Annotated in this window: 22 protein-coding genes and 1 riboswitch; of the genes, 9 read left to right on the top strand and 13 right to left on the bottom strand. The window is 68.9% G+C overall.

Features of this window, described 5'->3' with window-relative positions:
• Nucleotides 1-44: 44 nt before the first annotated feature.
• From ribH to DEU37_RS13120, 6 genes are all read right to left on the bottom strand, one after another.
• Nucleotides 45-518: a 6,7-dimethyl-8-ribityllumazine synthase gene (ribH, locus tag DEU37_RS13145; protein WP_061683564.1), complete on the bottom strand. Its 474-nt coding sequence runs from the start codon at nucleotides 516-518 to the stop codon at nucleotides 45-47.
• Nucleotides 515-1,795: a GTP cyclohydrolase II gene (ribA, locus tag DEU37_RS13140; RefSeq protein WP_121191082.1), complete on the bottom strand. Its 1,281-nt coding sequence runs from the start codon at nucleotides 1,793-1,795 to the stop codon at nucleotides 515-517. The genes ribH and ribA overlap by 4 nt, the downstream gene beginning before the upstream one ends.
• On the bottom strand, nucleotides 1,792-2,445 hold the full coding sequence (locus DEU37_RS13135; protein ID WP_016463426.1) for a riboflavin synthase: 654 nt from the start codon (nucleotides 2,443-2,445) through the stop codon (nucleotides 1,792-1,794). The genes ribA and DEU37_RS13135 overlap by 4 nt, the downstream gene beginning before the upstream one ends.
• Nucleotides 2,445-3,524, bottom strand: coding sequence for a bifunctional diaminohydroxyphosphoribosylaminopyrimidine deaminase/5-amino-6-(5-phosphoribosylamino)uracil reductase RibD (ribD, locus tag DEU37_RS13130; RefSeq protein ID WP_121191081.1), 1,080 nt, complete (start codon nucleotides 3,522-3,524; stop codon nucleotides 2,445-2,447). Before ribD ends, DEU37_RS13135 begins: the two co-directional genes overlap by 1 nt.
• 68 nt (nucleotides 3,525-3,592) lie before the next feature.
• Nucleotides 3,593-3,747, bottom strand: a riboswitch (FMN riboswitch).
• A gap of 68 nt (nucleotides 3,748-3,815) precedes the next feature.
• Nucleotides 3,816-4,679: an Fpg/Nei family DNA glycosylase gene (locus DEU37_RS13125; RefSeq protein WP_121191080.1), complete on the bottom strand. Its 864-nt coding sequence runs from the start codon at nucleotides 4,677-4,679 to the stop codon at nucleotides 3,816-3,818.
• A 40-nt stretch (nucleotides 4,680-4,719) separates the two neighbouring features.
• Entirely contained in the window at nucleotides 4,720-5,283 is a 564-nt protein-coding gene (locus DEU37_RS13120; RefSeq protein ID WP_121191079.1) for a GNAT family N-acetyltransferase, read from the bottom strand.
• 575 nt (nucleotides 5,284-5,858) lie between these two features.
• Between DEU37_RS13120 and DEU37_RS13115 the strand changes: the two genes are divergently transcribed.
• Nucleotides 5,859-6,464 carry an endonuclease domain-containing protein gene (locus DEU37_RS13115; protein WP_259457292.1) on the top strand — a complete coding sequence of 202 codons (606 nt, stop codon included), beginning with the start codon at nucleotides 5,859-5,861 and terminating at the stop codon, nucleotides 6,462-6,464.
• A 431-nt stretch (nucleotides 6,465-6,895) separates the two neighbouring features.
• On the opposite strand, the gene trpS is transcribed toward DEU37_RS13115, so the two are convergent.
• The 7 genes from trpS to sdhC form a co-directional block, all read right to left on the bottom strand.
• A complete protein-coding gene (trpS, locus tag DEU37_RS13110; RefSeq protein WP_005048100.1) occupies nucleotides 6,896-7,900 on the bottom strand; it encodes a tryptophan--tRNA ligase in 1,005 nt (334 codons plus the stop codon).
• 74 nt (nucleotides 7,901-7,974) lie between these two features.
• A complete protein-coding gene (locus tag DEU37_RS13105) occupies nucleotides 7,975-8,808 on the bottom strand; it encodes an exodeoxyribonuclease III (protein ID WP_121191077.1) in 834 nt (277 codons plus the stop codon).
• Between the two features lie 49 nt (nucleotides 8,809-8,857).
• Entirely contained in the window at nucleotides 8,858-10,045 is a 1,188-nt protein-coding gene (locus DEU37_RS13100) for a YihY/virulence factor BrkB family protein (protein ID WP_121191076.1), read from the bottom strand.
• 73 nt (nucleotides 10,046-10,118) lie between these two features.
• Nucleotides 10,119-10,892, bottom strand: a complete 774-nt coding sequence (locus tag DEU37_RS13095; protein WP_121191075.1) for a succinate dehydrogenase iron-sulfur subunit — start codon at nucleotides 10,890-10,892, stop codon at nucleotides 10,119-10,121.
• Nucleotides 10,892-12,721 (bottom strand): succinate dehydrogenase flavoprotein subunit, encoded by a 1,830-nt coding sequence (gene sdhA, locus DEU37_RS13090; protein WP_121191074.1) that lies wholly within the window; start codon nucleotides 12,719-12,721, stop codon nucleotides 10,892-10,894. The genes DEU37_RS13095 and sdhA overlap by 1 nt, the downstream gene beginning before the upstream one ends.
• Nucleotides 12,722-12,770: 49 nt before the next feature.
• Complete coding sequence (locus DEU37_RS13085; RefSeq protein WP_005048118.1) at nucleotides 12,771-13,241, bottom strand: succinate dehydrogenase hydrophobic membrane anchor subunit; 471 nt, start codon at nucleotides 13,239-13,241, stop codon at nucleotides 12,771-12,773.
• Nucleotides 13,241-13,675: a succinate dehydrogenase, cytochrome b556 subunit gene (sdhC, locus tag DEU37_RS13080; RefSeq protein ID WP_005048122.1), complete on the bottom strand. Its 435-nt coding sequence runs from the start codon at nucleotides 13,673-13,675 to the stop codon at nucleotides 13,241-13,243. The genes DEU37_RS13085 and sdhC overlap by 1 nt, the downstream gene beginning before the upstream one ends.
• Nucleotides 13,676-13,914: 239 nt before the next feature.
• Between sdhC and DEU37_RS13075 the strand changes: the two genes are divergently transcribed.
• From DEU37_RS13075 to DEU37_RS13040, 8 genes are all read left to right on the top strand, one after another.
• Entirely contained in the window at nucleotides 13,915-15,030 is a 1,116-nt protein-coding gene (locus tag DEU37_RS13075; protein ID WP_121191073.1) for a mannose-1-phosphate guanylyltransferase, read from the top strand.
• A 162-nt stretch (nucleotides 15,031-15,192) separates the two neighbouring features.
• Complete coding sequence (locus tag DEU37_RS13070) at nucleotides 15,193-16,317, top strand: BMP family protein (protein WP_121191072.1); 1,125 nt, start codon at nucleotides 15,193-15,195, stop codon at nucleotides 16,315-16,317.
• Nucleotides 16,318-16,406: 89 nt separating this feature from the next.
• The gene (locus DEU37_RS13065; protein WP_121191071.1) at nucleotides 16,407-17,921 is read left to right on the top strand and encodes an ABC transporter ATP-binding protein; all 1,515 of its coding nucleotides are present in this window, start codon (nucleotides 16,407-16,409) and stop codon (nucleotides 17,919-17,921) included.
• A complete protein-coding gene (locus tag DEU37_RS13060) occupies nucleotides 17,918-19,228 on the top strand; it encodes an ABC transporter permease (RefSeq protein WP_259457291.1) in 1,311 nt (436 codons plus the stop codon). Before DEU37_RS13065 ends, DEU37_RS13060 begins: the two co-directional genes overlap by 4 nt.
• Nucleotides 19,225-20,508, top strand: a complete 1,284-nt coding sequence (locus DEU37_RS13055; RefSeq protein ID WP_121191070.1) for an ABC transporter permease — start codon at nucleotides 19,225-19,227, stop codon at nucleotides 20,506-20,508. Before DEU37_RS13060 ends, DEU37_RS13055 begins: the two co-directional genes overlap by 4 nt.
• Nucleotides 20,509-20,516: 8 nt before the next feature.
• Complete coding sequence (locus tag DEU37_RS13050) at nucleotides 20,517-20,918, top strand: cytidine deaminase (protein WP_005048137.1); 402 nt, start codon at nucleotides 20,517-20,519, stop codon at nucleotides 20,916-20,918.
• The gene (locus DEU37_RS13045; protein ID WP_121191069.1) at nucleotides 20,915-22,234 is read left to right on the top strand and encodes a thymidine phosphorylase; all 1,320 of its coding nucleotides are present in this window, start codon (nucleotides 20,915-20,917) and stop codon (nucleotides 22,232-22,234) included. The genes DEU37_RS13050 and DEU37_RS13045 overlap by 4 nt, the downstream gene beginning before the upstream one ends.
• 40 nt (nucleotides 22,235-22,274) lie before the next feature.
• Entirely contained in the window at nucleotides 22,275-23,390 is a 1,116-nt protein-coding gene (locus DEU37_RS13040; RefSeq protein ID WP_121191068.1) for an adenosine deaminase, read from the top strand.
• The last annotated feature ends 478 nt before the right edge of the window (nucleotides 23,391-23,868 follow it).

Raw genomic sequence — 23,868 nt, 5'->3', positions numbered from 1 at the left:
AGCGAGCGCAGCGAGTCGAAACGCGACTTCTGGTCGGTGCGGTGTCAGCCGCGAAGGCGCTGCAGCAGCAGCGCGGTGCGCAGCGCGGCATCCGCGGCTTCCGCGCCCTTGTCCTCCTTCGAGCCGGGGAGGCCCGCCCGGTCGATGCCCTGCTGCTCGTCGTCCAGGGTCAGCACCCCGAAGCCGACCGGCTTGCCGGTGTCGAGGGCGACACGGGTGAGGCCGTCGGTGGCCGCCGACGACACGAAGTCGAAGTGGGGTGTGCCCCCGCGGATGATGACACCGAGTGCGACGACGGCGTCCGCCCCGGCATCCAGGGCCGCCTTCGCCGCGACGGGCAGCTCGAACGAGCCGGGAACGCGCTCCAGGCTCCACTCGGCCCCGGATGCCGCGAGCACCCGCTCCGCGCCGGCGATCAGGCCGTCGGTGATGACGTCGTGCCAGAGGCCGGCGATGACGACGACCCGCAGTCCGGTCGCGTCGATCGGGACGGTCTGGGGGGCTCCGTGGCCGCTCATGCGTGCTCCTCCGTGCTGTGGGCGAGAGCCGCGTCGAGCTCTGCCGCGCTGATGATGTGGCCCATGCGATCGCGCTTGGTGGCCAGGTACTGATGGTTGTTGGCGCCGACGCCGACGAGCAGCGGCACCTGCTCGACGATATCGAGTCCGAGCTCGCGCAGCTGCTTCACCTTGTCGGAGTTGTTGGTCAGCAGTCGGATGCTGTCCACACCCAGATCCGCGAGGATGCCGCCGGCTGCCGCGTAGTCGCGGGCGTCGGCGGGCAGGCCCAGCGCGAGGTTCGCATCGACGGTGTCGAGGCCCCGCTCCTGCAGGCTGTAGGCGCGCAGCTTGTTGATGAGGCCGATGCCGCGGCCCTCGTGGCCGCGCATGTAGATGACGACGCCGCCGTCCTTGTCGATGCGCTCTAGCGCGGCATCCAGCTGCGGGCCGCACTCGCACTTCTGGGAGCCGAAGGCTTCACCGGTGAGGCACTCGGAGTGCACGCGCACGAGCGGGGCCTTCTCGGTGAGGTCACCCGAGACGACCGCGATGTGGTCGGTGCCGGTCACGCGGTCCTTGTACGCCAGAAAGCGGAACGTTCCGTGCGAGGTGGGCACGGTCGCCTCGGCGCGCAGGCTCACGCGGCGCTTCTGGGCCGCCGCCTGTGCAGCGGGTGCGGCGATCGGTTCGACCTCGTCGAGGTAGGCGATGAGCTGTTCGATCGTGATCACCGGAACGCCCTCGCGCTCGCCCATCTCCATCAGACCGGGCAGACGCATCATCGACCCGTCCTCGGCGACGACCTCGCCGATCGCCGCGACAGGCTGCAGACCCGCGAGACGCATCAGCTCGACGCCGGCCTCGGTGTGACCCGCACGCTCGCGCACGCCGCCGTCCACCGCGCGCAGCGGCAGGATGTGACCCGGCCGGATCACCGACGACGGCACGGATGCCGGGTCGGCGAGCACATTGAGGGTGTGCGAGCGGTCGGTCGCGCTGATGCCGGTCGAGACGCGGTCGGCGGCATCCACGCTCACCGTATAGGCGGTGCCGCGAGCGTCTTCGTTGACCGCGACCATCGGCGGCAGGTCGAGGCGGTCGGCCCACTCGGCGGGCATGGGCGCGCAGATGAAGCCGCTGGACCAGCGGATCGTCCAGGCGAGCCACTCGGGCGTGGCGAGTTGGGCCGACAGGATGATGTCGCCCTCGTTCTCGCGGTTCTCATCGTCGGCGACGATGACGGGTCGTCCGGCGCGCAGCGCCTCGAGGGCCTCGGGGATGGTGGCAAGGCTCATCGTGAGCCTCCTTCGGTGATGGAGTCGGCGGAATCGGAAACGGTGGGGGCGAAGGCGAGCAGGCGCTGCACGTGGCGCGCCAGGATGTCGGTCTCGAGGTTGACGCGGTCGCCGGCAACGCGGTCGCCGAGGGTCGTCGCCTCGAGGGTTTCGGGGATCAGTGACACTTCGAACCAGGCGTCGGGCGCGGCGGCATCCGACGCGTTCGAGACGGTGAGGGAGACCCCGTCGACCGCGATCGATCCCTTGTCGACGACGAGGGGGGCGAGCTCTGCGGGCAGCGAGATGCGGATGACGCGCCACTCGGCGCCGGGGCGCACCTCCCGTACGGTGCCGGTGCCGTCGACGTGTCCCTGAACGATGTGTCCGCCCAGGCGGCCGTGTGCGGCCATTGCGCGCTCGAGGTTGACGCGGGTGCCGGGGCCGAATGCGCCGAGGGTCGCCATATCCAGGCTCTGGCGCATCACGTCGGCGGTGAACCAGTCCTCGCCCTGGTCGACGACGGTCAAGCAGACGCCGCTGACCGAGATCGAGTCGCCGTGGTGGGCGTCGGAGACGGCCAGCGGCGCACGGACGGTCATCCGCACACCGTCACCCGACGGCTCGACGGCGACGATCTCGCCGCGCTCTTCGATGATTCCGGTGAACATCAGTTCTCTTCCTTCGTGGTGGAGGTGTGTGAGGAGGCCGTGCCGTCGAACCGGCCGACGATGAGCAGGTCGTCGCCGAGATGTTCCACGGATGCCGCGTGCAGTCGCCGCTGGTCGCCGATCGAGGTGACGCCGATATCGCCGAGGGCCAGGCGAGGCCCCCCGAGCAGGGTGGGAGCGACGTACACGAGCACCTCGTCGGCGAGCTGCTGGCGGAGGAAGGACGATGCGAGAGTCGGTCCCCCTTCGACGAAGACACGGTGTGCGCCGAGCTCGCGGAGGCGCTCCAGGAGGTCGGGGAGATCCTCGCCCTCGTCCTGCATGAACGGGCGCGGATGCCGGCGCACGGCGGCTTCTTGCGGCACGGCTCGGGTCCCTACGACCACCGGCCGCGGCTGCTCGTCATAGAGCGAGCCGTCGGGGCGGCGTGCGGTGAGGGCGGGATCGTCGGCCAGCAGCGTGCCGGTGCCGACCACGATCGCGTCGGCGAGGCTGCGGCGGCGATGGACATCGGCGCGGGCTGCCGGACCGGTGATCCACTGGCTGGTGCCGTCGGCGGCGGCGCCGCGGCCGTCGAGCGACTGCGCCCACTTCACGGTGACGTGGGGGCGGCCGAGCCGCTGCACCTCCAGCCAGGAGGCCAAGAGCGCGCCACCCTCGTCGGCGCGCCAGCCGCCGATCACGTCGACACCGGCCTCGCGCAGACGTGCGGCGCCGCCCGAAGAGGCCTCGCCGGGATCGGTGACGGCGAACACCACGCGCGCGACGCCGGCAGCGAGGAGCGCTTCGCTGCACGGACCGGTGCGGCCGGTGTGGTTGCACGGTTCGAGGGTGACGACGGCGGTCGCGCCGCGCGCGGCATCCGCTCCCGCCGCGGCGGCGAGGTTCGTCAGCGCGTCGACTTCGGCGTGAGCCGTGCCGGCTCCCCGGTGCCACCCTTCGGCGAGCACCTCGCCGTCGGAGGAGAGCAGCACGGCGCCGACCTGCGGGTTGATGCCGCGCGGCCCCCGTCGAGCGATCTCGAGGGCGCGCTGCATCGCACGGTCGATCGCCGTGTCGTCGCGGTCTGTCGCGGCCATCCGTCGTCCTCCTGTGAGGCTCCGGGGCACGGCCGACACCGCAGACGCCGCCGCGTGCGCGCGACCACGTCCGTGCTGCCTCCCATCCGGACTAGCGATCGGGTTCTGTCGAACCGTCACGCATCACCGTCGGTCCCGGAATTCCACCGGATCAACCCCTCGTGAGAGGGGCTCGCGGACTGTCACCGCCGGTTCGGATTCACACCGACCCCGGAGCACGTTTCTTGCACTTGATCCTACTCAACGCCCCGACGACGTTTTCATTCCATGTCGGTCGCGAGGGACGCTGCGCTACTTCAGCAGCCGCGACAGCCGCCGGTCGGCGAGCAGCTTTCCGCCCGTCTGACAGGTGGGGCAGTACTCCAGCGAGTTGTCCGCGAAGAAGACGCTGCGCACTTCGTCGCCGCACACCGTGCACGCCTCGCCGCGCCGGCCGTGCACCGCCATGCCGCGGCGCTTCGCGTCCTTCAGATCGGCGGGCGGCTTGCCGGACGCGGTGGCGACGGCATCCGTCAGCGTCGCGCGCATCGCGTCGTAGAGCCTGTCGACCTCGTCGTCGGCAAGACCGGCCGCCAGGGCGTAGGGCGACATGCGCGCGGCGTGCAAGATCTCGTCGGAGTACGCGTTGCCGATGCCGGCGACGATCGACTGGTCGCGCAGCACGCCCTTGATCTGGGTGCGCCGACCGGCCAGAAGGCCGGCGAGCACATCCCGCGTGAACTCCTCCGCGAGCGGGTCGGGACCGAGGCGGGCGATGCCGGGGACATCCTGTGGGTCGCGGGCGACGTAGACGGCGAGCGATTTCTTGGTGCCGGCCTCGGTCAGATCGAACCCGGCGCCGTCGTCGAGGCGCACACGCAGCGCGATCGGCGTCTTTCCTGGGCGGATGACGGTCTCGGGTACCGTCTCGTACCAGCGCAGCCAGCCGGCCTTGGCGAGGTGGAAGACGAGATGGATGCCGGCATCCGTCGCCAGGTCGACGAACTTGCCCGAGCGTCGGGCGTGGCTGATGCGAGCGCCGACGAGTGCGTCGATCGGCGGGTCGTAGGTCTTCAGCGCCGCGATGTGGGCGACGGTCACCTTCGCGATCGTGCGGCCCGTCGCGCGCTCACCCAGGAAATCGACGAGACCTTGCACCTCCGGCATCTCGGGCATGGCCTCATCCTGCCACTGCGTGCCGACACCGCGTCAGGGCTCAGCCGGCAGGGGGCCACACCTGCGGGGTGCGCTCATCCTCGGCGAGCAGCCCCGCGATGAGGCCGTCGGCGCGCACCCCGGCACCGTTGACGAGGGCTGCCCGCACGCGGCCCTCGTAGCGGAAGCCGAGTCGCTGGGCGACGCGGTGCGACGCGGGATTGTCGACGACCGCGCGCCACTCGATCCGCCGCAATCCGAGCCCGTCGGGAGAAAACCCCCAGTCGATCACGCAGCGCGCGGCCTCCGAAACCAGCCCCTGACCGCGGACGGCGGGCGTCATCCAGTACCCCAGCTCACCGGCCCCCTGGCTGAGGCGGTGCAAGCCCATCATCCCCGCCAGTGCGCCCTCGTGGCGCACCGCCCAGGTCGCCTCCGTCCCGGCATCCCACCAGCCCGCGACCTTGGCGACGAACCCCTCGGCGTGCGTGCGCTCGTACGGCGAGGGGACCGTCGTGAAGCGTTGGATCAGCTCGTCCTGGCAGGCGGCGTAGATCGCGTCGACGTCGTTCTCGGTCGGCAGCGAGAGCTCGAGTCGCGCCGTCCGCAGGGTCACCGGTTGCATGCCGCGAGCCTATCCGCCCGCGCGCGCGGTCTCCTGCCCGCCTGCCCGGGCGTGTACGGGTACGGGGACGGCCCGCGCCCGCAGGGGCTCGCGCCGACTCCGACGACGGCTCTCGCGATCCGTATTCAGTCTCGGAGGGATGTCACCTCCGCACGCGCCGCGAGTTGTTGCGGTCGCTCGAGTGCGACCCGGCGGCGGAGACTGAATACGGAACACCCCTCTTGCGGCATCCGTCACCGCCAGAACGCGCAGACATCCTCCCCACCTGCTGCCCGCCGCGGACTGTCCACTGATTGTCAGGGGCGGCTGCTTTCCGACCGTGCGATGACAAGGCTGGCGCGATGTTCGATGTGTGGACGCGGGCCGAGTTGCGCGCGACAGGGATGACGAGCCGCGCGATCCGAGCGAGCCTCGAGAGCGGTCAGCTCGTCCGCGCAAGGAAGGGACACTACGTCCGCGGAGACGCGCCGGAGGCGCTGCGCAAAGCCGCGCACGTCGGGGGTCGGCTGGGCTGTCTCTCGCTCTTGTCCGAGTGTGGCGTGTTCGTTGCCGACTCGACCAGACTTCACGTCCATATGGAGCGCGGCGACAGCCGTATGCGTCCGGTCGTCGGGGGCGGTGCCTTGGGCCCGGCGGCGCAGCGGCGCGACCTGGTCCTGCACTGGCACGCCCTGACCGAACCGCCGACATCGGGTGCGGTCGACATCGTGGATGCCCTGTCGCACGCGATCCGCTGTCAGGAGGCGCGGTTCGCGGTGGCGACGTTGGATAGCGCCATCCACCTCGGCATACTCGCGGTCGATCAGCTCGACCAGGTCTTCGGCGCGGTCCCGGCGCGTTTCAGGGCTATCCGGCCCTTCATCGACAGCCGTGCGGAAGCGGGAACGGAGACACTCGTGCGGCTCCTGCTTCGCCGGTGGGGCTGTGACGTCGAGCTGCAGGTCAGCATCGACGGCGTCGGTCGTGTGGATCTCCTGGTGAACGGATGGCTGATCATCGAGTGCGACAGCAAGCAGTTCCACAGCGACTGGAATCAGCAGCGTGTCGACTACCAACGCGACCGTGCGCTCGCGGCGCTCGGATTCACCGTGCTCAGGCTGACGGCGGAGGACATCCTGTACCGGTTCGAGGACGTGGCCAGTGCGCTGCGCGGTCTGATCTTCGCCAATCGTCGCGGCTGACCTCTTCCACCGCGCGGCGCCCTCAGCCGCTCCGGCCGTCCGGGTGTGCGGGGCGGCCTCGCCGCGCGGCGCCCTCAGCCGCTCCGGCCGTTCGGGTGTGCGGGGCGGTCTCGCCGCGCGGTCGGTATTCAGTCTGCCGCCTCGTCGCACTCTCGCACCTCGCAGACATCCGCCGGGTGCAACGCCCGGCGGATGCATCAGGGACTGAATACGGAACACCGGCGGCGTCGGACGCGCAGGAGCGTCGTGAGATGCGGGCTGGACTGGATCGCGGCGTGGACGGCGCAGCCCGGGTCGCCATATTCAGTCTGCGACGATTTTTGCGAGCGTGACGTGCGCGGAACATCGCAGTCTCAGAGAGCTCGACCACCAGGCAGACTGAGTACGGGACCGTGGGCAAGCCTCGCGGCAACCGCAACCCGCGACGGTTGTCAGCCGCGGCGGAGGAGTCCGACCTTCGCGTACACGTCGGCGAGGGTCGCATCCGCGACCTCGGCGGCGCGGTCGGCGTTGGCGGCGAGCACGCGGTCGAGTTCGGCGGGATCATCGAGCAGCTCGAGTGCCCGCGCGCGGACGGGCCCGAACTCGTTCACGACCACCTCTGCGAGCCCCTTCTTGAAGTCGCCGTAGCCGCGACCCGCGTACTCGTCCTCGATCGAGGGGATCTGGCGTCCGGTGAGGGCCGCATAGATCACCAGCAGGTTGGAGACGCCGGGCTTGTTCTCCTTGTCGTAGCGGACCACGCCCTCGCTGTCGGTGACGGCACGCATGATCTTCTTCGCCGACACGGCCGGGTCATCCAGCATCCACAGCACACCGGCATCCGACTCGGCCGACTTGCTCATCTTGGCGGTGGGGTTCTGCAGGTCGTAGATGCGCGCGGTGTCCTGCTGGATCACCGGCATCGGCATGCGGAAGGTCTGGCCGTAGCGGGAGTTGAACCGTTCCGCGAGGTCACGCGTGAGTTCGACATGCTGCTTCTGGTCGTCGCCGACCGGGACGATATCGGTCTGGTAGAGCAGGATGTCGGCGGCCATCAGCACCGGGTAGGTGAACAGGCCGACGTTGGTCTGGTCGGCGCCGTACCGCGCGGACTTGTCCTTGAACTGCGTCATGCGGTTCGCCTCACCGAATCCGGTGATGGTCGAGAGCACCCAGGCGAGCTCGGCGTGGGCGCGCACGTGCGACTGCACGTAGAGCGTCGACTTCGACGGCTCGATGCCGGCGGCGATGTACTGCGCCGCCGTCCGTCGGGTCTTCTCGCGCAGCTCCGCCGGATCGTTCGGCTGGGTGAGGGCGTGCAGATCGACGACGGAGAAGAACGCCTGGTACTCCTCCTGCAGGTCACGCCACTGCAGCAGAGCCCCGATGTAGTTGCCGATCTGGAGGGAGTCGGCGGAGGGCTGCATTCCGGAGTAGAGGCGGGGCCTGGTCATCGTCCAAGTCTAGAGAACGGATGCCGGGGTCCCGCCGTGTCTGCCCGATTGCGGACGGCACCTCACTCGTGATCTCAGAACGCGTAGTCGGCGACCACGGGAGCGTGATCGCTCCACCGCGTGTCCCAGGAGGGCGCACGCACGACGCGGTAGTCGACCACGCGCTCCGCCAGCGCCGGCGTGGCGAGGTGGTAGTCGATGCGCCAGCCCGTATCGGTGTCGAACGCCTTGCCGCGGTTCGACCACCACGAGTAGGGGCCGTCGACCTCGCCCGCCCAGCGGCGTCCCACGTCGACCCAGCCGAGACCGGTGCCGGTGGTGCCGTCCGTGCAGGCGACCTCTTCGCCTTTGGGGCCGGTGAAGCGGTCGAAGTACGCGCGCTCGCGCGGCAGGAAGCCCGCCTTCTTGACGTTGCCCCGCCAGTTGCGGATGTCGAGCTCGCGGTGACCCACGTTGAGGTCACCGGTGATCAGGGCCAGCTCGCCGAGCTTCGGCATCCGCGCCTCCATCGCATCGAGGAAGGCGTACTTGGCCACCTGCTTGTCGGTGTCGGCTTCGCCGGTGTGGACGTACGCGCTGACGATGGTCACTTTCTCGCCGGCGACCTCGATATCGGCTTCGACCCAGCGGCCGCGGGAGTCGAGCGTGTCGTCTCCCAGCGCGACGCGCCAGATGTCGATGGGTTCGCGCGCCGCGATCGCGACTCCGGCGCGGCCCTTGGCCAGCGCCTCGTCGTTCACGACATGCCATCCGGGGAGCGCGTCGGCGAGGTGCGCCGCTTCGCCGCGGACCTCCTGCAGGGTCAGGACGTCGACGTCGGCCGTCTCGAGCCAGGGGAGCATGCCCTTGCGGGCGGCGGCACGGATGCCGTTGACATTGACGGAGGCGACGCGGAGGTTTCGTGGCACCCGTCAACCCTAACGAGCGGCGCCGACACCGAACGGCGGCCGCCGACCGTCAGTCGAGGAAACCGCGCGGGGGTGGGGGAGTGTCGGCCTCCACCCGTGCGAGATCGTCCTCCGCCCGGCGGAGTTCACGGGTCGCCCGCCACCGCCGCCACCAGGGCGCTTCGGCGCGGGCGAGATGCGCATCGCGCACGCGCAGGCGCGCGGCGGTCAGCAGTGCGGCGTGCTCGCGACGGCGCTGCTCGTCCGCCGTCAACCGCTCGATGGGCACGTCCGCATCCTGCGCCGTGAGGGCGACCCACGACGCCGCGACGAGGATCACGATGCCGACCAAGCGGAACCAGAGCAGGAACCCGACGAAGACCGAGAACGTCGCAAGCAGCGGGTTGGAGGGCGAGTAGGAGAGGAGAATGCCCGCGCCGTACTGGAGCACCACCATCGCGGCTCCGCCGAGGGCGGCGCCGGGGAGGATCAGCCTCCAGCGCAGCGACGTACCGGTGAGGAAGCGGATCAGTGCTCCGATGGCAGCGGTGTTGATCGCGAAGGCGACCGCACCCGAGGCGATGCGTCCCGTCACCCACACCCAGTCCGAGTAGTCCGGCCACTGGAACAGCTGGAACAGCAGCTCGATCGCGCCGGCGGCGACGCTCGCCAGCACCGCGCCGACCACCAGCGCCAGCCCGAACAGCGCGGCCGCGAAGAAGTCCCGGGCCTTCAACAGCACGTAGCTGCGGGTGTCGAACGGCAAGCCGAAGATGTCGCGGACGGCGCGCCGCGTGAACGTGACGAAGCCGATCGCCGTCCACAGTGCCGCGATGAACGCCACGGCACCCGTGACGGCGAGCACGCTCGCCGACTCCTGGGCGATCTGGGCGACATCGGCTTCGCTCACGAGCCCCTGCCCGTCCTCGCGGCCGATGAGGCCGGGGATGTACAGGTTGAGGATGCGGATCAGACCGGCGATGGCCTGCGCGCTCCCGCCGAGCCAGATGCCGACGATCGCGAAGCCGAAGTAGATGACGGCGAAGATCGCGAACAACGACTGGTAGCTGATCGCCGCGGCGAGCAGGAACCCGTTGGCGCGCAGGAAATGACGCCACACGCGGATGGGGAAGAACCCCAGCGTCTTGCGCGTGATCTGCGTCGCGCGCTCGATCGGCTCGTCCAGGCGCTCCCGCAGGGTCGATTGCTCCCAGCGTGCACGCCACGCGGCATCCGCGCGGTCTGAGGAGTCCGTCACCAGATCAGCGTAGCGAGAGCGGATGCCGGGGCCGTCGAGGTCCCGCCATCGATCTCCCCGTCGGTGGGTGCGCTCAGCGACCGCCGCGCATGACGGCCTGCTTGACCTCGGCGATGGCCTTGGTCACCTCGATGCCGCGGGGGCACGCCTCGGTGCAGTTGAAGGTCGTGCGGCAGCGCCACACGCCCTCCTTGTCGTTGAGGATGTCCAGGCGCGTCGTGGCGGCGTCATCGCGCGAGTCGAAGATGAAGCGGTGCGCGTTGACGATCGCGGCCGGGCCGAAGTACTGACCGTCGGTCCAGAACACCGGGCACGACGAGGTGCACGCGGCGCAGAGGATGCACTTGGTCGTGTCGTCGAAGATCTCGCGGTCGACGATCGACTGGATGCGCTCCTTGCCGGCCTCGGGCTTGCTGTTCGCGATGAGGAACGGCCGCACCTCGCGGTAGGACGCGAAGAAGGGCTCCATGTCGACGACGAGGTCCTTCTCCAGCGGCAGGCCCTTGATCGCCTCGACGTAGATCGGCTTCGAGATGTCGAGGTCCTTGATCAGCGTCTTGCAGGCCAGGCGGTTGCGGCCGTTGATGCGCATGGCGTCGGAGCCGCAGATGCCGTGGGCGCACGAGCGGCGGAAGGTGAGCGAGCCGTCGACCTCCCACTTGATCTTGTGCAGGGCGTCCAGCACGCGGTCGGTGGGGTACATCTCGACGTCGTAGTCGACCCAGCGTGGCTCGCTGTCGGTCTCCGGATCGAACCGGCGGATGATGAAGGTGACGAGGTACGACTGGATCGGGGCCTCACCGGTCGTCTCGGCGACGACGTCCTGCTCGACGATCGCGGTCGACATCAGTACTTCCTCTCCATCGGGGGGTAGTTCAACTCGCCCTTGTCGTTCTTGGTGAACACGACCGGCTTCCAGTCCAGCTTGATGTGGTCCTCGGGGTCGGGCGAGTGCGGGTCGCCGGTGAGGTAGGCCATCGTGTGCTGCATGTACTGCTCGTCGTTGCGGTCGGGGTAGTCCTCGCGCATGTGGCCGCCGCGGCTCTCGCGACGGTTGCGGGCCGCGTAGGCGACGATCTCGGCGAGATCGAGCAGGAAGCCGAGCTCGACCGCTTCGAGCAGGTCGGTGTTGAAGCGCTTGCCCTTGTCGTCGATGTGCACGTTCTTGAAGCGCTGGCGCAGGTCGTGGATCGTGCCCATGACGTTGGTCAGGGTCTCCTCGGTGCGGAAGACCTGGGCGTTGGCGTCCATCTCCTCCTGCAGCGTCTTGCGGAGAACGGCGATGCGCTCGGTGCCGGTGTTGCTCCGCAGGCCCTCGAGCATCTCGCGGACCTCCTTGGCGGGGTCTTCCGGCAGCGGGACGAAGTCGGCCGTCTGGACGTACTCGACCGCGTTTCGGCCGCTGCGCTTGCCGAAGACGTTGATGTCCAGCAGCGAGTTGGTGCCGAGGCGGTTCGCACCGTGCACGGAGACGCACGCGCACTCGCCGGCGGCGTACAGGCCGGGCACGACGGTGTCGTTGTTCTGCAGCACCTCGCCGTTGTTGTTGGTCGGGATGCCGCCCATCGCGTAGTGGGCGGTTGGCATGACCGGCACCGGCTCGGTGACCGGGTCGACGCCCAGGTAGGTGCGGGCGAACTCGGTGATGTCGGGGAGCTTGGTCTCCAGCACCTCCGCGCCGAGGTGGGTGCAGTCCAGGTACACGTAGTCCTTGTGGGGTCCGGCGCCGCGGCCCTCGAGGACCTCCTTGACCATGCAGCGCGCGACGATGTCACGCGGGGCGAGGTCCTTGATGGTCGGCGCGTAGCGCTCCATGAACCGCTCGCCGGAGGCGTTGCGCAGGATCGCGCCCTCGCCGCGGGCGCCCTCGGTGAGCAGGATGCCGAGGCCCGCGAGACCGGTCGGGTGGAACTGGAAGAACTCGATGTCCTCCAGCGGCAGGCCCTTGCGCCACACGATGCCGACGCCGTCGCCGGTGAGGGTGTGGGCGTTGGAGGTGGTCTTGTAGATCTTGCCGAAGCCGCCGGTGGCGAAGATGACGGCCTTGGAGTGGAAGACGTGGAGGTCGCCGGTGGCCAGCTCGTAGGCCACGACGCCCGCGACCTGCGTGTTGCCGTCGGCATCCTTCACCGTGATGAGATCGAGCGCGTAGTACTCGTTGAAGAAGTTGATCCCCAGCTTCACGCAGTTCTGGAACAGCGTCTGAAGGATCATGTGACCGGTGCGGTCGGCGGCGTAGCACGCGCGACGCACGGGCGTCTTGCCGTGGTCGGCCGTGTGCCCGCCGAAGCGGCGCTGGTCGATCTTGCCCTCGGGAGTGCGGTTGAACGGCAGCCCCATGTTCTCGAGATCGATGACCGCGTCGATCGCCTCGCGGGCGAGGATTTCCGCGGCATCCTGGTCGACGAGGTAGTCGCCGCCCTTGACGGTGTCGAAGGTGTGCCACTCCCAGGAGTCCTCTTCGACGTTCGCGAGCGCCGCCGCCATGCCGCCCTGCGCCGCACCGGTGTGCGACCGGGTCGGGTACAGCTTCGTGATCACGGCGGTGCGGGCGCCCGGGCCCGCCTCGATCGCGGCGCGCATGCCGGCACCGCCGGCGCCCACGATGACGATGTCGAACTCGTGGTAGTAGACGCCGTCCTTGAGTACGGCTTCGGGATGCTGCTGGGTAGTCACGTCAGGAATGCCTTGTCTTCTGCGTCGTCATGAGCGTCGTGGAGCGCGTTCAGCGCGCGGCGCACATCTGGATGAGCCAGTCCGTCGTCGAGTTCTCCACGCCCAGGCACGGGTCGAAGGTGAAGACGACGAGGGTGCCGAGCACGATCAGGAAGCCCGCGGCGATCCACAGCGCCCACACCAGCACCTTGCGGGTGGTCGCGCCGACGACATAGTCGTTGACGATCGTGCGCATACCGTTCGCGCCGTGGATGAGGGCGAGCCAGAGCATCAGCACGTCCCAGACCTGCCAGAACGGGCTCGCGAACTTGCCCGCGACGAAGGCGAAGTCGATGCCGTGGATGCCCTCGCCGAGCATGAGGTTCACGAAGAGGTGCCCGAAGATCAGCACGACCAGCAGCACGCCGGAGGCGCGCATGTAGATCCAGCCGATCTTCTCGAGGTTGGCCCCCTTCTTGCGCACCTGCGGGGAGCGCGGTGCGGGGATGGTCTGATCGTTGCTCGGGGTGAGGGTGGACATCAGTGACCGCCTCCGATGTTCGACAGCACGATGGGGATGTGGCGCGCGGCGAATCCGCCCACGGTCACGACCCACAGGCCCAGCACGCCCCACCACAGCTGGCGCTGGTGGCGGGTCGCCCACGGCCACAGGTCGACCGCGATGATGCGCAGGCCGTTGAAGGCGTGGTAGACGATCGCCGCGACGAGGGCGACCTCGCCGAAGCCCATGATCGGGTTCTTGTACGTGCCGATGACCGCGTCGTACGCCTCGGGGGAGAGGCGGATCAGCGCCGTGTCGAGCACGTGCACGAGCAGGAAGAAGAAGATGGCGACGCCGGTGATGCGGTGCAGCACCCACGACCACATGCCCTCGTTGCCGCGGTAGAGCGTTCCGCGCGGCGTCTTGGACGTGGTCTGAGCTACCGACGGTGTGACGCGTGCTGGTGCAGACACGGTCGTCCTCCCTTGGTGTGAACGGACACCTCGGCACGGCGGGGGCTGACATCGGCCCCGGGGTTCACAACGGCACTGGACCCTCGGCGTCGCACACGGGCGCAGTCTCATCCTAAGTCGGCGTTCGAGAGCAGGGCGACGAAGGCGAGCCTAAGTTCTCTCGATATCGAGAGATTCGGAACGAAACGGCCTTCTTCACGAAATCGGTCCGTCACGCCCGGCCCGGTAGCCTTGGCGGCATGGCCGATCCGATCGACGACTTCTACGCCGTGATTCCCGCCGGCGGTGTCGGCAGCCGCCTCTGGCCGCTGTCGCGCGCCGACGCCCCCAAGTTCCTCCACGACCTGACCGGATCCGGACACTCCCTCCTGCGCGACACCTGGGACCGTCTCGCGCCCCTGTCGGGTGCCGACCGCATCGCCGTCGTCACGGGGCGCGCTCACCGTGCCGCGGTGGAAGAGCAGCTTCCCGGCATCCCCGACCGCAACGTGTTCCTCGAGTCCGAGCCGCGCGACTCGGCCGCCGCGATCGGCCTGGCGGCCGCGATCCTGCACCGACGCGAGCCGGACGTCATCATCGGATCGTTCGCGGCCGACCACGTGATCCGCGGCACGCGGGTGTTCGAGTTCGCCGTCCGTGATGCGGTGGAGGTCGCGCGCGAGGGCTATATCTGCACCGTCGGCATCTCGCCGTCCGAGCCTGCCGTCGGGTTCGGCTACATCAAGCGCGGCGGCGAGCTCATCGTCGACGGCGCGCGCGACGCGTCGCTCGTCGAGCGCTTCGTCGAGAAACCCGACCTCGAGACGGCGAAGCAGTACCTCGCCGATCGCGACTACCTCTGGAACGCGGGCATGTTCATCTCGCGCGCCGATGTGCTCCTGGCTGAGATCGAGGCGAACAACCCCGAGCTGCACGCGGGGCTGCTCGAGCTCGCCGAGGCATGGGACGACCGCGACCGCCGCGGTCCCGCGGTCGACCGGATCTGGCCGAAGCTGCCCAAGATCGCGATCGACTACGTCGTCGCCGAACCCGCCGCCGAGAAGGGGCGCCTGGCCGTCGTACCGGGTCACTTCGACTGGGACGACGTGGGTGACTTCGCCAGCCTCGCCAAGCTGAACAGCGGAGGGCGTAAGAACGATCTCGCGATCCTGGGCGAGAACGCGCGCATCCTCTCCGATGCCGCGAGCGGCATCGTCGTCAGCCACACCAACCGGGTGATCAGCCTGATCGGGGTCAAGGACATCGTCGTCGTGGACACCGCCGACGCGCTCCTGGTGACCACGAGCGAGCACGCCCAGCGCGTGAAGGGCGTCGTGGACGCGCTGAAGCTCACCGGTCGCGGCGACGTCCTCTGAGCGCACAGCACCAGGCAGGATGCCGCGTTCGTGTCGGCTTGATTGCGTCTTTGTAACCTTTCGCCCGCACCCGGGTGTGCAGCGTGCAAATCCCACGTCACAGTAGGTAACTTCGATCCGTGCGCCCGCGAAATCCGCGGGTCTATCAATGTGGAGGCTGCATTGACCATCTCGACCACCAAGAAGCTCGCCGGCATCACAGCTGCCGCGGGGCTCATCATCGCCCTCGCCGGTTGCGGCTCGGCCCCGACCCCCGCAGGCTCCGGCTCGGCCGCCGCCGGCGGCACCGTCGTGGACGGCTTCAAGCCCTGCCTCGTCTCGGACAACGGCGGCTTCAACGACAAGTCGTTCAACGAGTCGGCCAAGAACGGCATGGACAAGGCTGCCGCAGAGCTGGGCGTGAAGCCCCTCGAGGTCGAGTCGAAGTCCGACAACGACTACAAGCCGAACATGGACGCCCTGCTCTCGGGCGGCTGCACGTTCATCGTGTCGGTCGGCTTCAAGCTCTCCGCGGCGACGATCGACGCGGCCAAGGCCAACCCGAACGTCAACTTCGCCATCATCGACGACATGGCCGACGGCAACCAGGACGGCAAGACGGACGAGCCGAACATCAAGCCGCTCCTCTTCGACACGGCTCAGGCCGCGTACCTCGGCGGCTACGCCGCTGCGGCGTGGTCGCAGGCGTCGGGTGTGAACAAGGTCGGCACCTTCGGTGGCATGCAGATCCCGCCCGTGACGATCTTCATGGACGGCTTCGTCGAGGGCGTCAAGAAGTACGACACCGACAAGGGTGCGAACGTCCAGTCGTTCGGCTGGGACGCGGCGGCGCAGAAGGGCTCGTTCACGGGTGACTTCAAGGCCAACGACACGGCCAAGCAGACGGCGCAGGGCATCCTCGACCAGGGTGTCGACGTGATCCTGCCCGTCGGTGGTCCGATCTACCTGTCGGCCAGCGCCGCCATCAAGGACAGCGGCAAGAACACCGTCATGCTCGGTGTCGACTCCGACCTCGCCGTGGCCGACCCCTCGGTCGCCGACCAGATCCTCGTCTCCGTCATGAAGCGCATCGACACCGCGGTGTACACCGCCGTGACGCAGGCCGCTCAGGGCAAGTTCGACGGCACGCCGTACGTCGGCACGCTGGAGAACGAAGGCGTCGGCCTCTCGTCGTTCCACGACTACGAGAGCAAGCTGCCGGCTGGTCTGCAGGACGAGCTGAAGGCGCTGCAGGCGAAGATCGTCAGCGGCGAGATCAAGGTCACCTCGCCCAGCTCGCCCAAGTAATCCACGAGCACGAGAGCGGGGCGTTTCGCCGGCCGGCGAAGCGCCCCGCTCTCTTCTCGTGCCCGGCCTCTCTGGATAGGGTCACACGTATGAAGCTTGAGTTGCGTGGCATCACGAAGCGGTTCGGATCGCTCGTCGCCAACGACCACATCGACATCGTCGTCGAGCCGGGGCAGATCCATGCCCTGCTGGGTGAGAACGGTGCCGGAAAGTCCACCCTGATGAACGTCCTCTACGGCCTCTACCGGGCCGATGAGGGTCAGATCCTGCTCGACGACGTCGTCCAGGATTTCCGCGGCCCCGGAGACGCGATGGCCGCCGGTATCGGCATGGTGCACCAGCACTTCATGCTCATCCCGGTCTTCACGGTCGCCGAGAACGTCATGCTCGGCCACGAGCAGACCGGCGCCCTGGGCTCGCTCGACCTTGCCGCCGCTCGCGCACACGTGCGTGCGGTCGCCGCGCGTTTCGGGTTCGATGTCGACCCCGACGCCCTCGTCGGCGATCTTCCCGTCGGTGTGCAGCAGCGGGTGGAGATCATCAAGGCGCTCTCGCGCGACGCCAAGGTCCTCGTCTTCGACGAGCCCACCGCGGTGCTCACCCCGCAAGAGACCGACGAGCTGATGTCCATCATGAAGCAGCTGCGCGACGAGGGCACGGCGATCGTGTTCATCACGCACAAGCTGCGCGAGGTGCGCGCGGTCGCCGATCGCATCACCGTCATCCGTCTCGGAAAGGTGGTCGGCGAGGCCGAGCCCACCGCATCCAACACCGAGCTCGCCTCGATGATGGTCGGTCGCCCGGTCGAGCTGACCGTGCACAAGAACCCCCCGCACATCGGCACGGGCGGTCTCGAGGTCAGGAACCTTCGCGTCATCGGCGCCGACGGCGTCGTCCTCGTCGACGACATCAGCTTCGACGTGCGCCCCGGCGAGGTTCTCGCCGTCGCCGGTGTGCAGGGCAACGGCCAGACCGAGCTCGCGGAGGCGATCATGGGTCTGAGCTCGCACACGACCGGATCGATCAGCCTCGACGGCGCCGAACTCCTCGGCCGCAGCGTCAACCAGGTGCTCGCCAGCGGTGTCGGCTTCGTCCCCGAGGACCGCGGTGAAGACGGGCTCGTCGGAGCGTTCTCGGTCGCCGAGAACCTCATCCTCGACCGGTCCGACGACCCCGGTTTCTCCCGCTGGGGGACCATTCGCCGCGGCATCCTCGACGACTTCGCCAAGGAGCGGATCGCCGAGTTCGACATCCGCACGCAGGGGCCCGGCCAAGCCGCGGGGTCGCTCTCCGGCGGCAACCAGCAGAAGGTCGTCATCGCGCGCGAGCTCAGTCGCAGCCTCAAGCTCTTCCTCGCCTCCCAGCCGACGCGCGGCGTCGACGTGGGCTCGATCGAGTTCATCCACAAGCGCATCGTCGAAACGCGCGACGCGGGTATCCCCGTCGTCGTGGTGTCGACCGAACTCGATGAGGTCGTCGCGCTCGCCGACCGCATCCTCGTGATGTACCGCGGGCGCATCGTGGGCATCGTCCCGGCGGACACGCCGCGTGATGTCCTCGGCCTGATGATGGCCGGCGAGAACCCGACGGAGGATGCCGCGTGAGCACCACGACCGACCCCGCACCCCTGGCGCCCGGCGCGGCGGTACCCGCTCCGCCTACCGCCAACCGGGTCATGACCGAGATCCTGCGCGGCAATGTCGTGACGACGATCCTGGCCGTGGTGCTGGCACTGATCGTCGGCGGTGTGCTCATCGCCGTGACCAACCCGGAGGTGCAGGCGGCATCCGGTTACTTCTTCGCGCGCCCGGGCGACATGATCTCGGCCGCCTGGACCGCCGTCGCCGGTGCCTACGCCGCACTGTTCACCGGCTCGGTCTTCAACCCGAAAGCGCCGGATTTCCTGAGCGCGATCCGGCCGCTTGCGAACACCCTTGGCTTTGCGACACCGCTCATCGCGGCGGCTCTGGGCATCGCCGTCGCCTTCCGCGTGGGACTGTTCAACATCGGTGCCCGCGGTCAGATGCTCATCGCGTGCGCCGCCGCGGCGCTCGTGACCTTCCAGCTGGATCTGCCCGCGATCATCCAGGTGCCCCTGACGCTCGTGGTCGGCATCATCGGCGGCGCGCTGTGGGGCGGACTCGTGGGTCTGCTCAAAGCGCGCACCGGCGCGCACGAGGTGATCCTCACGATCATGCTCAACTACATCGCCTTCTACCTGGTGTCGTGGATGGTGCGTGTTCCCGAGCTGCTCCAGAAGCCCGACAACATCCAGCCGATCAGCCGACCCACGCCGGAGAGCGCGCGCTTCCCGCTCCTGTTCGGTGAGCAGTTCAACCAGCTCAACTGGGGCTTCGTGATCGTCATCGTCGCGACGCTGTTCGTCTGGTGGCTCGTCGAGCGTTCGAGCCTCGGCTTCCGCATGCGCGCCGTCGGCGAGAACCCGCACGCGGCGCGCGCGGCGGGCATCAGCGTTCCCCGCGTCTACATCTACGCGATGCTGTTCGCGGGCGGCCTGGCCGGCATCGCAGGCATGTGCCAGATCCAGGGCACGGTCACGAGCGGCTTCGACGGCGGCATCGACGCCGGTATCGGCTTCAACGCCATCACCGTCGCCCTCCTCGGACGCAGCCGCGCGTGGGGGACGTTCTGGGCCGGCATCCTGTTCGGTGCGCTCAAGGCGGGCTCGTTCCCGATGCAGGCGCTGCAGCAGATCCCCGTCGACATCGTGCTCGTCGTCCAGTCGCTGATCGTGCTGTTCATCGCCGCACCGCCGCTGATCCGCACGATCTTCTTCCTTCCCAAGACCGACGCCGAGCGCTCACCGCGTTCGCGTGCCCGCCTCGCGCGGCGCCGCGCCCGCGGCAACGGATCGGATGCCGGCAACGACCAGAAGGCGGTGGCAGCATGACCGCGCCGGTGATCGCTCCCGAGATCGGAGAGCCGACCGTCGTCAAGGTGCGCGCGATGAAGGTGCCGGTCACCCTCCTCGTGCTCGCCGGACTGCTCGGCATCCTTTTCCTTCTCGCTCCCCGCGACGGAGTCACCACGTATCGACTTGCCGAAGCCGGGGCGGTGATCGCTCTCGGCGACGTGAGCATTCCGGCGCTGCCCGTGGTGTGGGCCGCGTGGGCGATCGCGACGGCGCTCGCGGTCATCTCCTTCGTGGCGGCCCGCCAGTACCGCCCGGTCGGTCTCTGGCTCCCGATCGTGTACGCCGTGCTCGCCATGGTCGCGTTCCTGACGTGGGCCGGAGCCGGCGCTTCCGGAGCGATCACGCTGGTCGGGCTGCTCGGCGGCTCGATCTCGCTCGCGGTGCCGTTGGTCTTCGGTGCCCTCGGCGGTGTGATCGGCGAGCGCGTCGGTGTCGTCAACGTCGCGATCGAAGGGCAGTTCCTGCTCGGGGCTTTCACGGCGACGGTGCTTTCCAGCATCACGCAGAACCCGTTCGTGGGGCTCATCGGCGCGATGCTCGGCGGTGTCGTCGTCGCCTTCGCCCTCGCCGCGTTCTCGATCAAGTACATCGTCGACCAGGTGATCGTCGGTGTCGTGCTGAACGTCTTCGTGTCGGGCCTCACCGGCTTCCTCTACGGCGTCATGCTCGCCCCCAACACGCAGACGCTCAACAGCCCGGCGCGGTTCGACCTCATCAAGATCCCGGTCCTCGGCGACATTCCCGTCATCGGTCCGGCCCTGTTCAACCAGACCTTCCTCGTCTACTTCATGATCGTCGTCGTCATCGTCGTGACGTGGGGGCTCTACCGCACGCGCTGGGGCCTGCGTCTGCGGGCGGTCGGCGAGCACCCGCAGGCTGCCGACACGGTGGGTATCAAGGTCAACCCGACGCGGTTCTGGAACGTGCTGCTGGCCGGCGCGATCGCAGGCATGGGCGGCGCGTACTTCACCCTCGTCTCGGTGCCGCAGTTCACGAAGGACATGACCGCGGGGCTCGGCTACATCGCGCTTGCCGCCGTCATCTTCGGACGCTGGGATCCGGTGCGTGCGACCTTGGCCGCGCTGCTGTTCGGATTCGCCACCAACCTGCAGAACCTGCTGACCGTGCTGAAGACGCCGATCCCGAGCGAGTTCATGCTCATGCTGCCGTACGCCGTCACGATTCTCGCGGTGGTCGGCTTCGCCGGCCAGATTCGCGGGCCCGCGGCATCCGGCAAGCCCTATATCAAGGAGTGACCTCTTTCATGACCGACATCGACTGGGACGAGCTGCGCGCCGTCGCCACCGAGGCCATGCAGCGCGCCTACGCGCCCTACTCCCGCTATCAGGTCGGAGCCGCGGCGCTGGTCAGCGATGGACGCATCGTGTCGGGCTGCAACGTCGAGAACGCCTCCTACGGCGTCGGGCTCTGCGCCGAATGCGCCCTCGTGGGCGATCTGCACATGTCCGGAGGCGGGCAGCTCGTCGCTTTCGTGTGCGTCAACAAGGAGGGGGAGACGATCATGCCGTGCGGGCGCTGCCGTCAGCTGCTCAACGAGTTCGCCCTTCCGGGAATGCTGCTAGAGACCGTCTCCGGCATCCGCACGATCGATGAGGTGCTGCCGGATGCCTTCGGCCCGCGCGACCTCGAGGAGGTGTCGCGATGAGCGGCGGGACGCAGAACACGCCGGATGCCGCGGTCGAGCCCTTCGACGCGGTCGACGTCATCCGCGCCAAGCGTGACCGCGGTACGGTGCCCGAGGACGCCCTGCGCTGGATGATCGACGCGTACACGCGCGAATACGTCGCCGACTCGCAGATGGCGGCCTTCGCGATGGCGGTGCTTCTCAACGGCATGAACCGCGATGAGATCCGTGTGATGACCGACGCGATGATCGCATCGGGCGAGCGCATGAGCTTCGCCGGTCTCGGCAAGCGCACCGTCGACAAGCACTCCACCGGCGGCGTCGGTGACAAGATCACGCTGCCGCTCGCGCCGCTCGTCGCGGCGTTCGGTGTCGCGGTGCCGCAGCTGTCCGGTCGCGGCCTGGGGCACACCGGCGGCACACTCGACAAGCTCGAGTCGATCCCGGGGTGGCGCGCCGCGCTCTCCAACGACGAGATGTTCGCGCAGTTGCGCGACGTCGGCGCCGTCATCTGCGCGGCCGGCTCGGGCCTCGCTCCGGCGGACAAGCGGCTGTATGCGCTGCGCGATGTCACCGGCACGGTCGAGGCCATCCCGCTGATCGCCTCGAGCATCATGTCGAAGAAGATCGCCGAGGGCACCGACGCGCTCGTCCTGGACGTCAAGTTCGGCTCCGGCGCATTCATGCGCGATGTCGACAAGGCGCGCGAGCTCGCGAAGACGATGGTCGCCCTCGGCACCGATTCGGGCGTGGCCACGACAGCGCTGCTGACGGACATGAACACCCCGCTCGGCCTCGCCATCGGCAATGCCAACGAGGTGCGCGAGTCGGTCGAGGTGCTCGCCGGCGGCGGCCCGGCCGACATCGTCGAGCTCACCGTGGCTCTGGCGCGCGAGATGCTGGCCCTGGCCGGACAGCCCGACGCCGACGTCGAAGCCGCGCTGCGCGACGGACGCGCCATGGACGCGTGGCGGGAGATGATCCGTGCGCAGGACGGCGATCCCGATGCGCCGCTGCCCACCCCCCGCGAGACGCACACCGTGGTCGCTGCCCGAGACGGTGTGCTGACGCGGATGGAGGCGCTCCCGTTCGGCATCGCCGCCTGGCGTCTGGGCGCGGGACGCGCGCGCGCCCAGGACCCCGTCATCCACGCCGCCGGCATCGACCTGCACGTCAAGCCCGGCGCATCCATCGTCGCCGGACAGCCGTTGTTCACCCTTCTGGCCGATGATGACAAGCGCTTCGAGCGCGCCCTCGACGCGCTCGAAGGCGCGTGGGAGATCGGAACGGATGCCCCGGCATCCACTCCGCTCGTCCTCGAGCGCATCACCGCCTGACCTCAAGCTCCACCCGCACAGCCCACCAGAAGGAAGCCCCATGGCCACCGACCCCTACGCCGACCCGAAGCTCGAGGGCGTCTCCATCCGCTCGCTTCCCAAAGTCTCGCTGCACGATCACCTCGACGGTGCGCTGCGGCCTCAGACGATCATCGAACTCGCCGACGAGATCGGCCTCGAGGTCCCGACGACGGATGCCGGGGAGCTCGCCGACTGGTTCGAGGACCAGAGCGACTCGGGTTCGCTGGTGGAGTATCTGAAGACGTTCGATCTGACGACCGCCGTCATGCAGAGCGCCGAGGGCCTTCGCCGCGTCGCGAAGGAGTTCGTCGAAGACCTCGCCGCCGACGGCGTGATCTACGGCGAGGTGCGCTGGGCGCCGGAGCAGCACCTCGCGGGCGGGCTGTCGCTCGAGGAGGCCGTCGAGGCCGTGCAGGAGGGCATCGAGGAAGGCGAGGACGCCGTCGATCGCTCGGGTCGCGACATCCGCGTCGGCCAGCTCATCACGGCGATGCGTCACGCCGACCGCTCGCTGGAGATCGCTCAGCTCGCCGTCGCGTTCCGGGGTCGCGGAGCGGTCGGCTTCGACATCGCCGGAGCGGAGGACGGCTTCCCGCCGTCGCGTCACCGCGCCGCCTTCGACTATCTCGCCTCAGAGTTCTTCCCGGTGACGGTGCACGCGGGAGAGGCGGCCGGTCTCGACTCGATCCGCTCCGCGATCCTCGACGGCCGCGCCCTGCGCCTCGGCCACGGCGTGCGCATCGCGGAAGACCTCGAGGTCGTGCAGCAGCAGGGCGACGAGGTGCTGGTGACCTTCGGAGACCTGGCGCGGTGGGTGCGCGACCGTGAGATCCCGCTCGAGCTCTCGCCCTCCTCGAACCTGCAGACCGGGGCGATCGCGGCGTGGGGCAAGAGCCTCGAGGATCATCCGTTCGACCTGCTGTACCAGCTCGGCTTCGCCGTGACGGTCAACGTCGACAACCGCACGATGAGCCGCACCTCGCTCACGCGCGAGCTCGCGCTGCTGGCCGAGACCTTCGACTACCGTCTCGAAGACCTGGAGGCTTTCCAGCTGAACGCGGCCGCGGGCGCCTTCTTGTCGGTGGAGGAGCGCGAGGAGCTCATCGAGCTCATCGGCGAAGGCTTCGACGCCTGACCAGCACCCCACGGCAGCCCCGTCAAGGGTTCCGGGCGGGCTCGGGTTCTGGTTCGGGGTCGGGTTCTGGTTCGGGCTTCGGGTTCGGGTTCGGGGTTCGGGCGGAGCGCGGGGGAGCCCGGTGCGCGTCTCGATCACGGCCACCGTTCACAACTCCGGAGTTTCCGAGCAGGTTCAGCCCTCTGGGCCACGGATCGGCCTGTCCGTTCACAGTTCTCCGGAGTTGTGAACTCGCGCGGTGCGCGGCGTGGTGCGAGGGCCGCGGGCTACCGCCCGCCGGAGAACCTCGATCACCCATTCCGGACGGAAGAGTCGGCCTGTCCGTTCACAGTTCTCCGGAGTTGTGAACTCGCGCGGTGCGCGGCGTGGTGCGAGGGCCGCGGGCTAGCTGTGCTGCCCAGGGACGTTGGTCAATCTGCTGATGGGTGGGTGGCCGCCGATCGCGGTGTGGGGCCTGTGGTGATTGTAGGAGTGCAGC

It is taken from the genome of Microbacterium sp. AG790, from assembly GCF_003634765.1.
In the GTDB taxonomy this organism is placed as follows: Bacteria; Actinomycetota; Actinomycetes; order Actinomycetales; family Microbacteriaceae; genus Microbacterium.
Note: the sequence above shows the minus strand (reverse complement) of the source record. Positions and strands in the feature narration are given on the sequence as shown.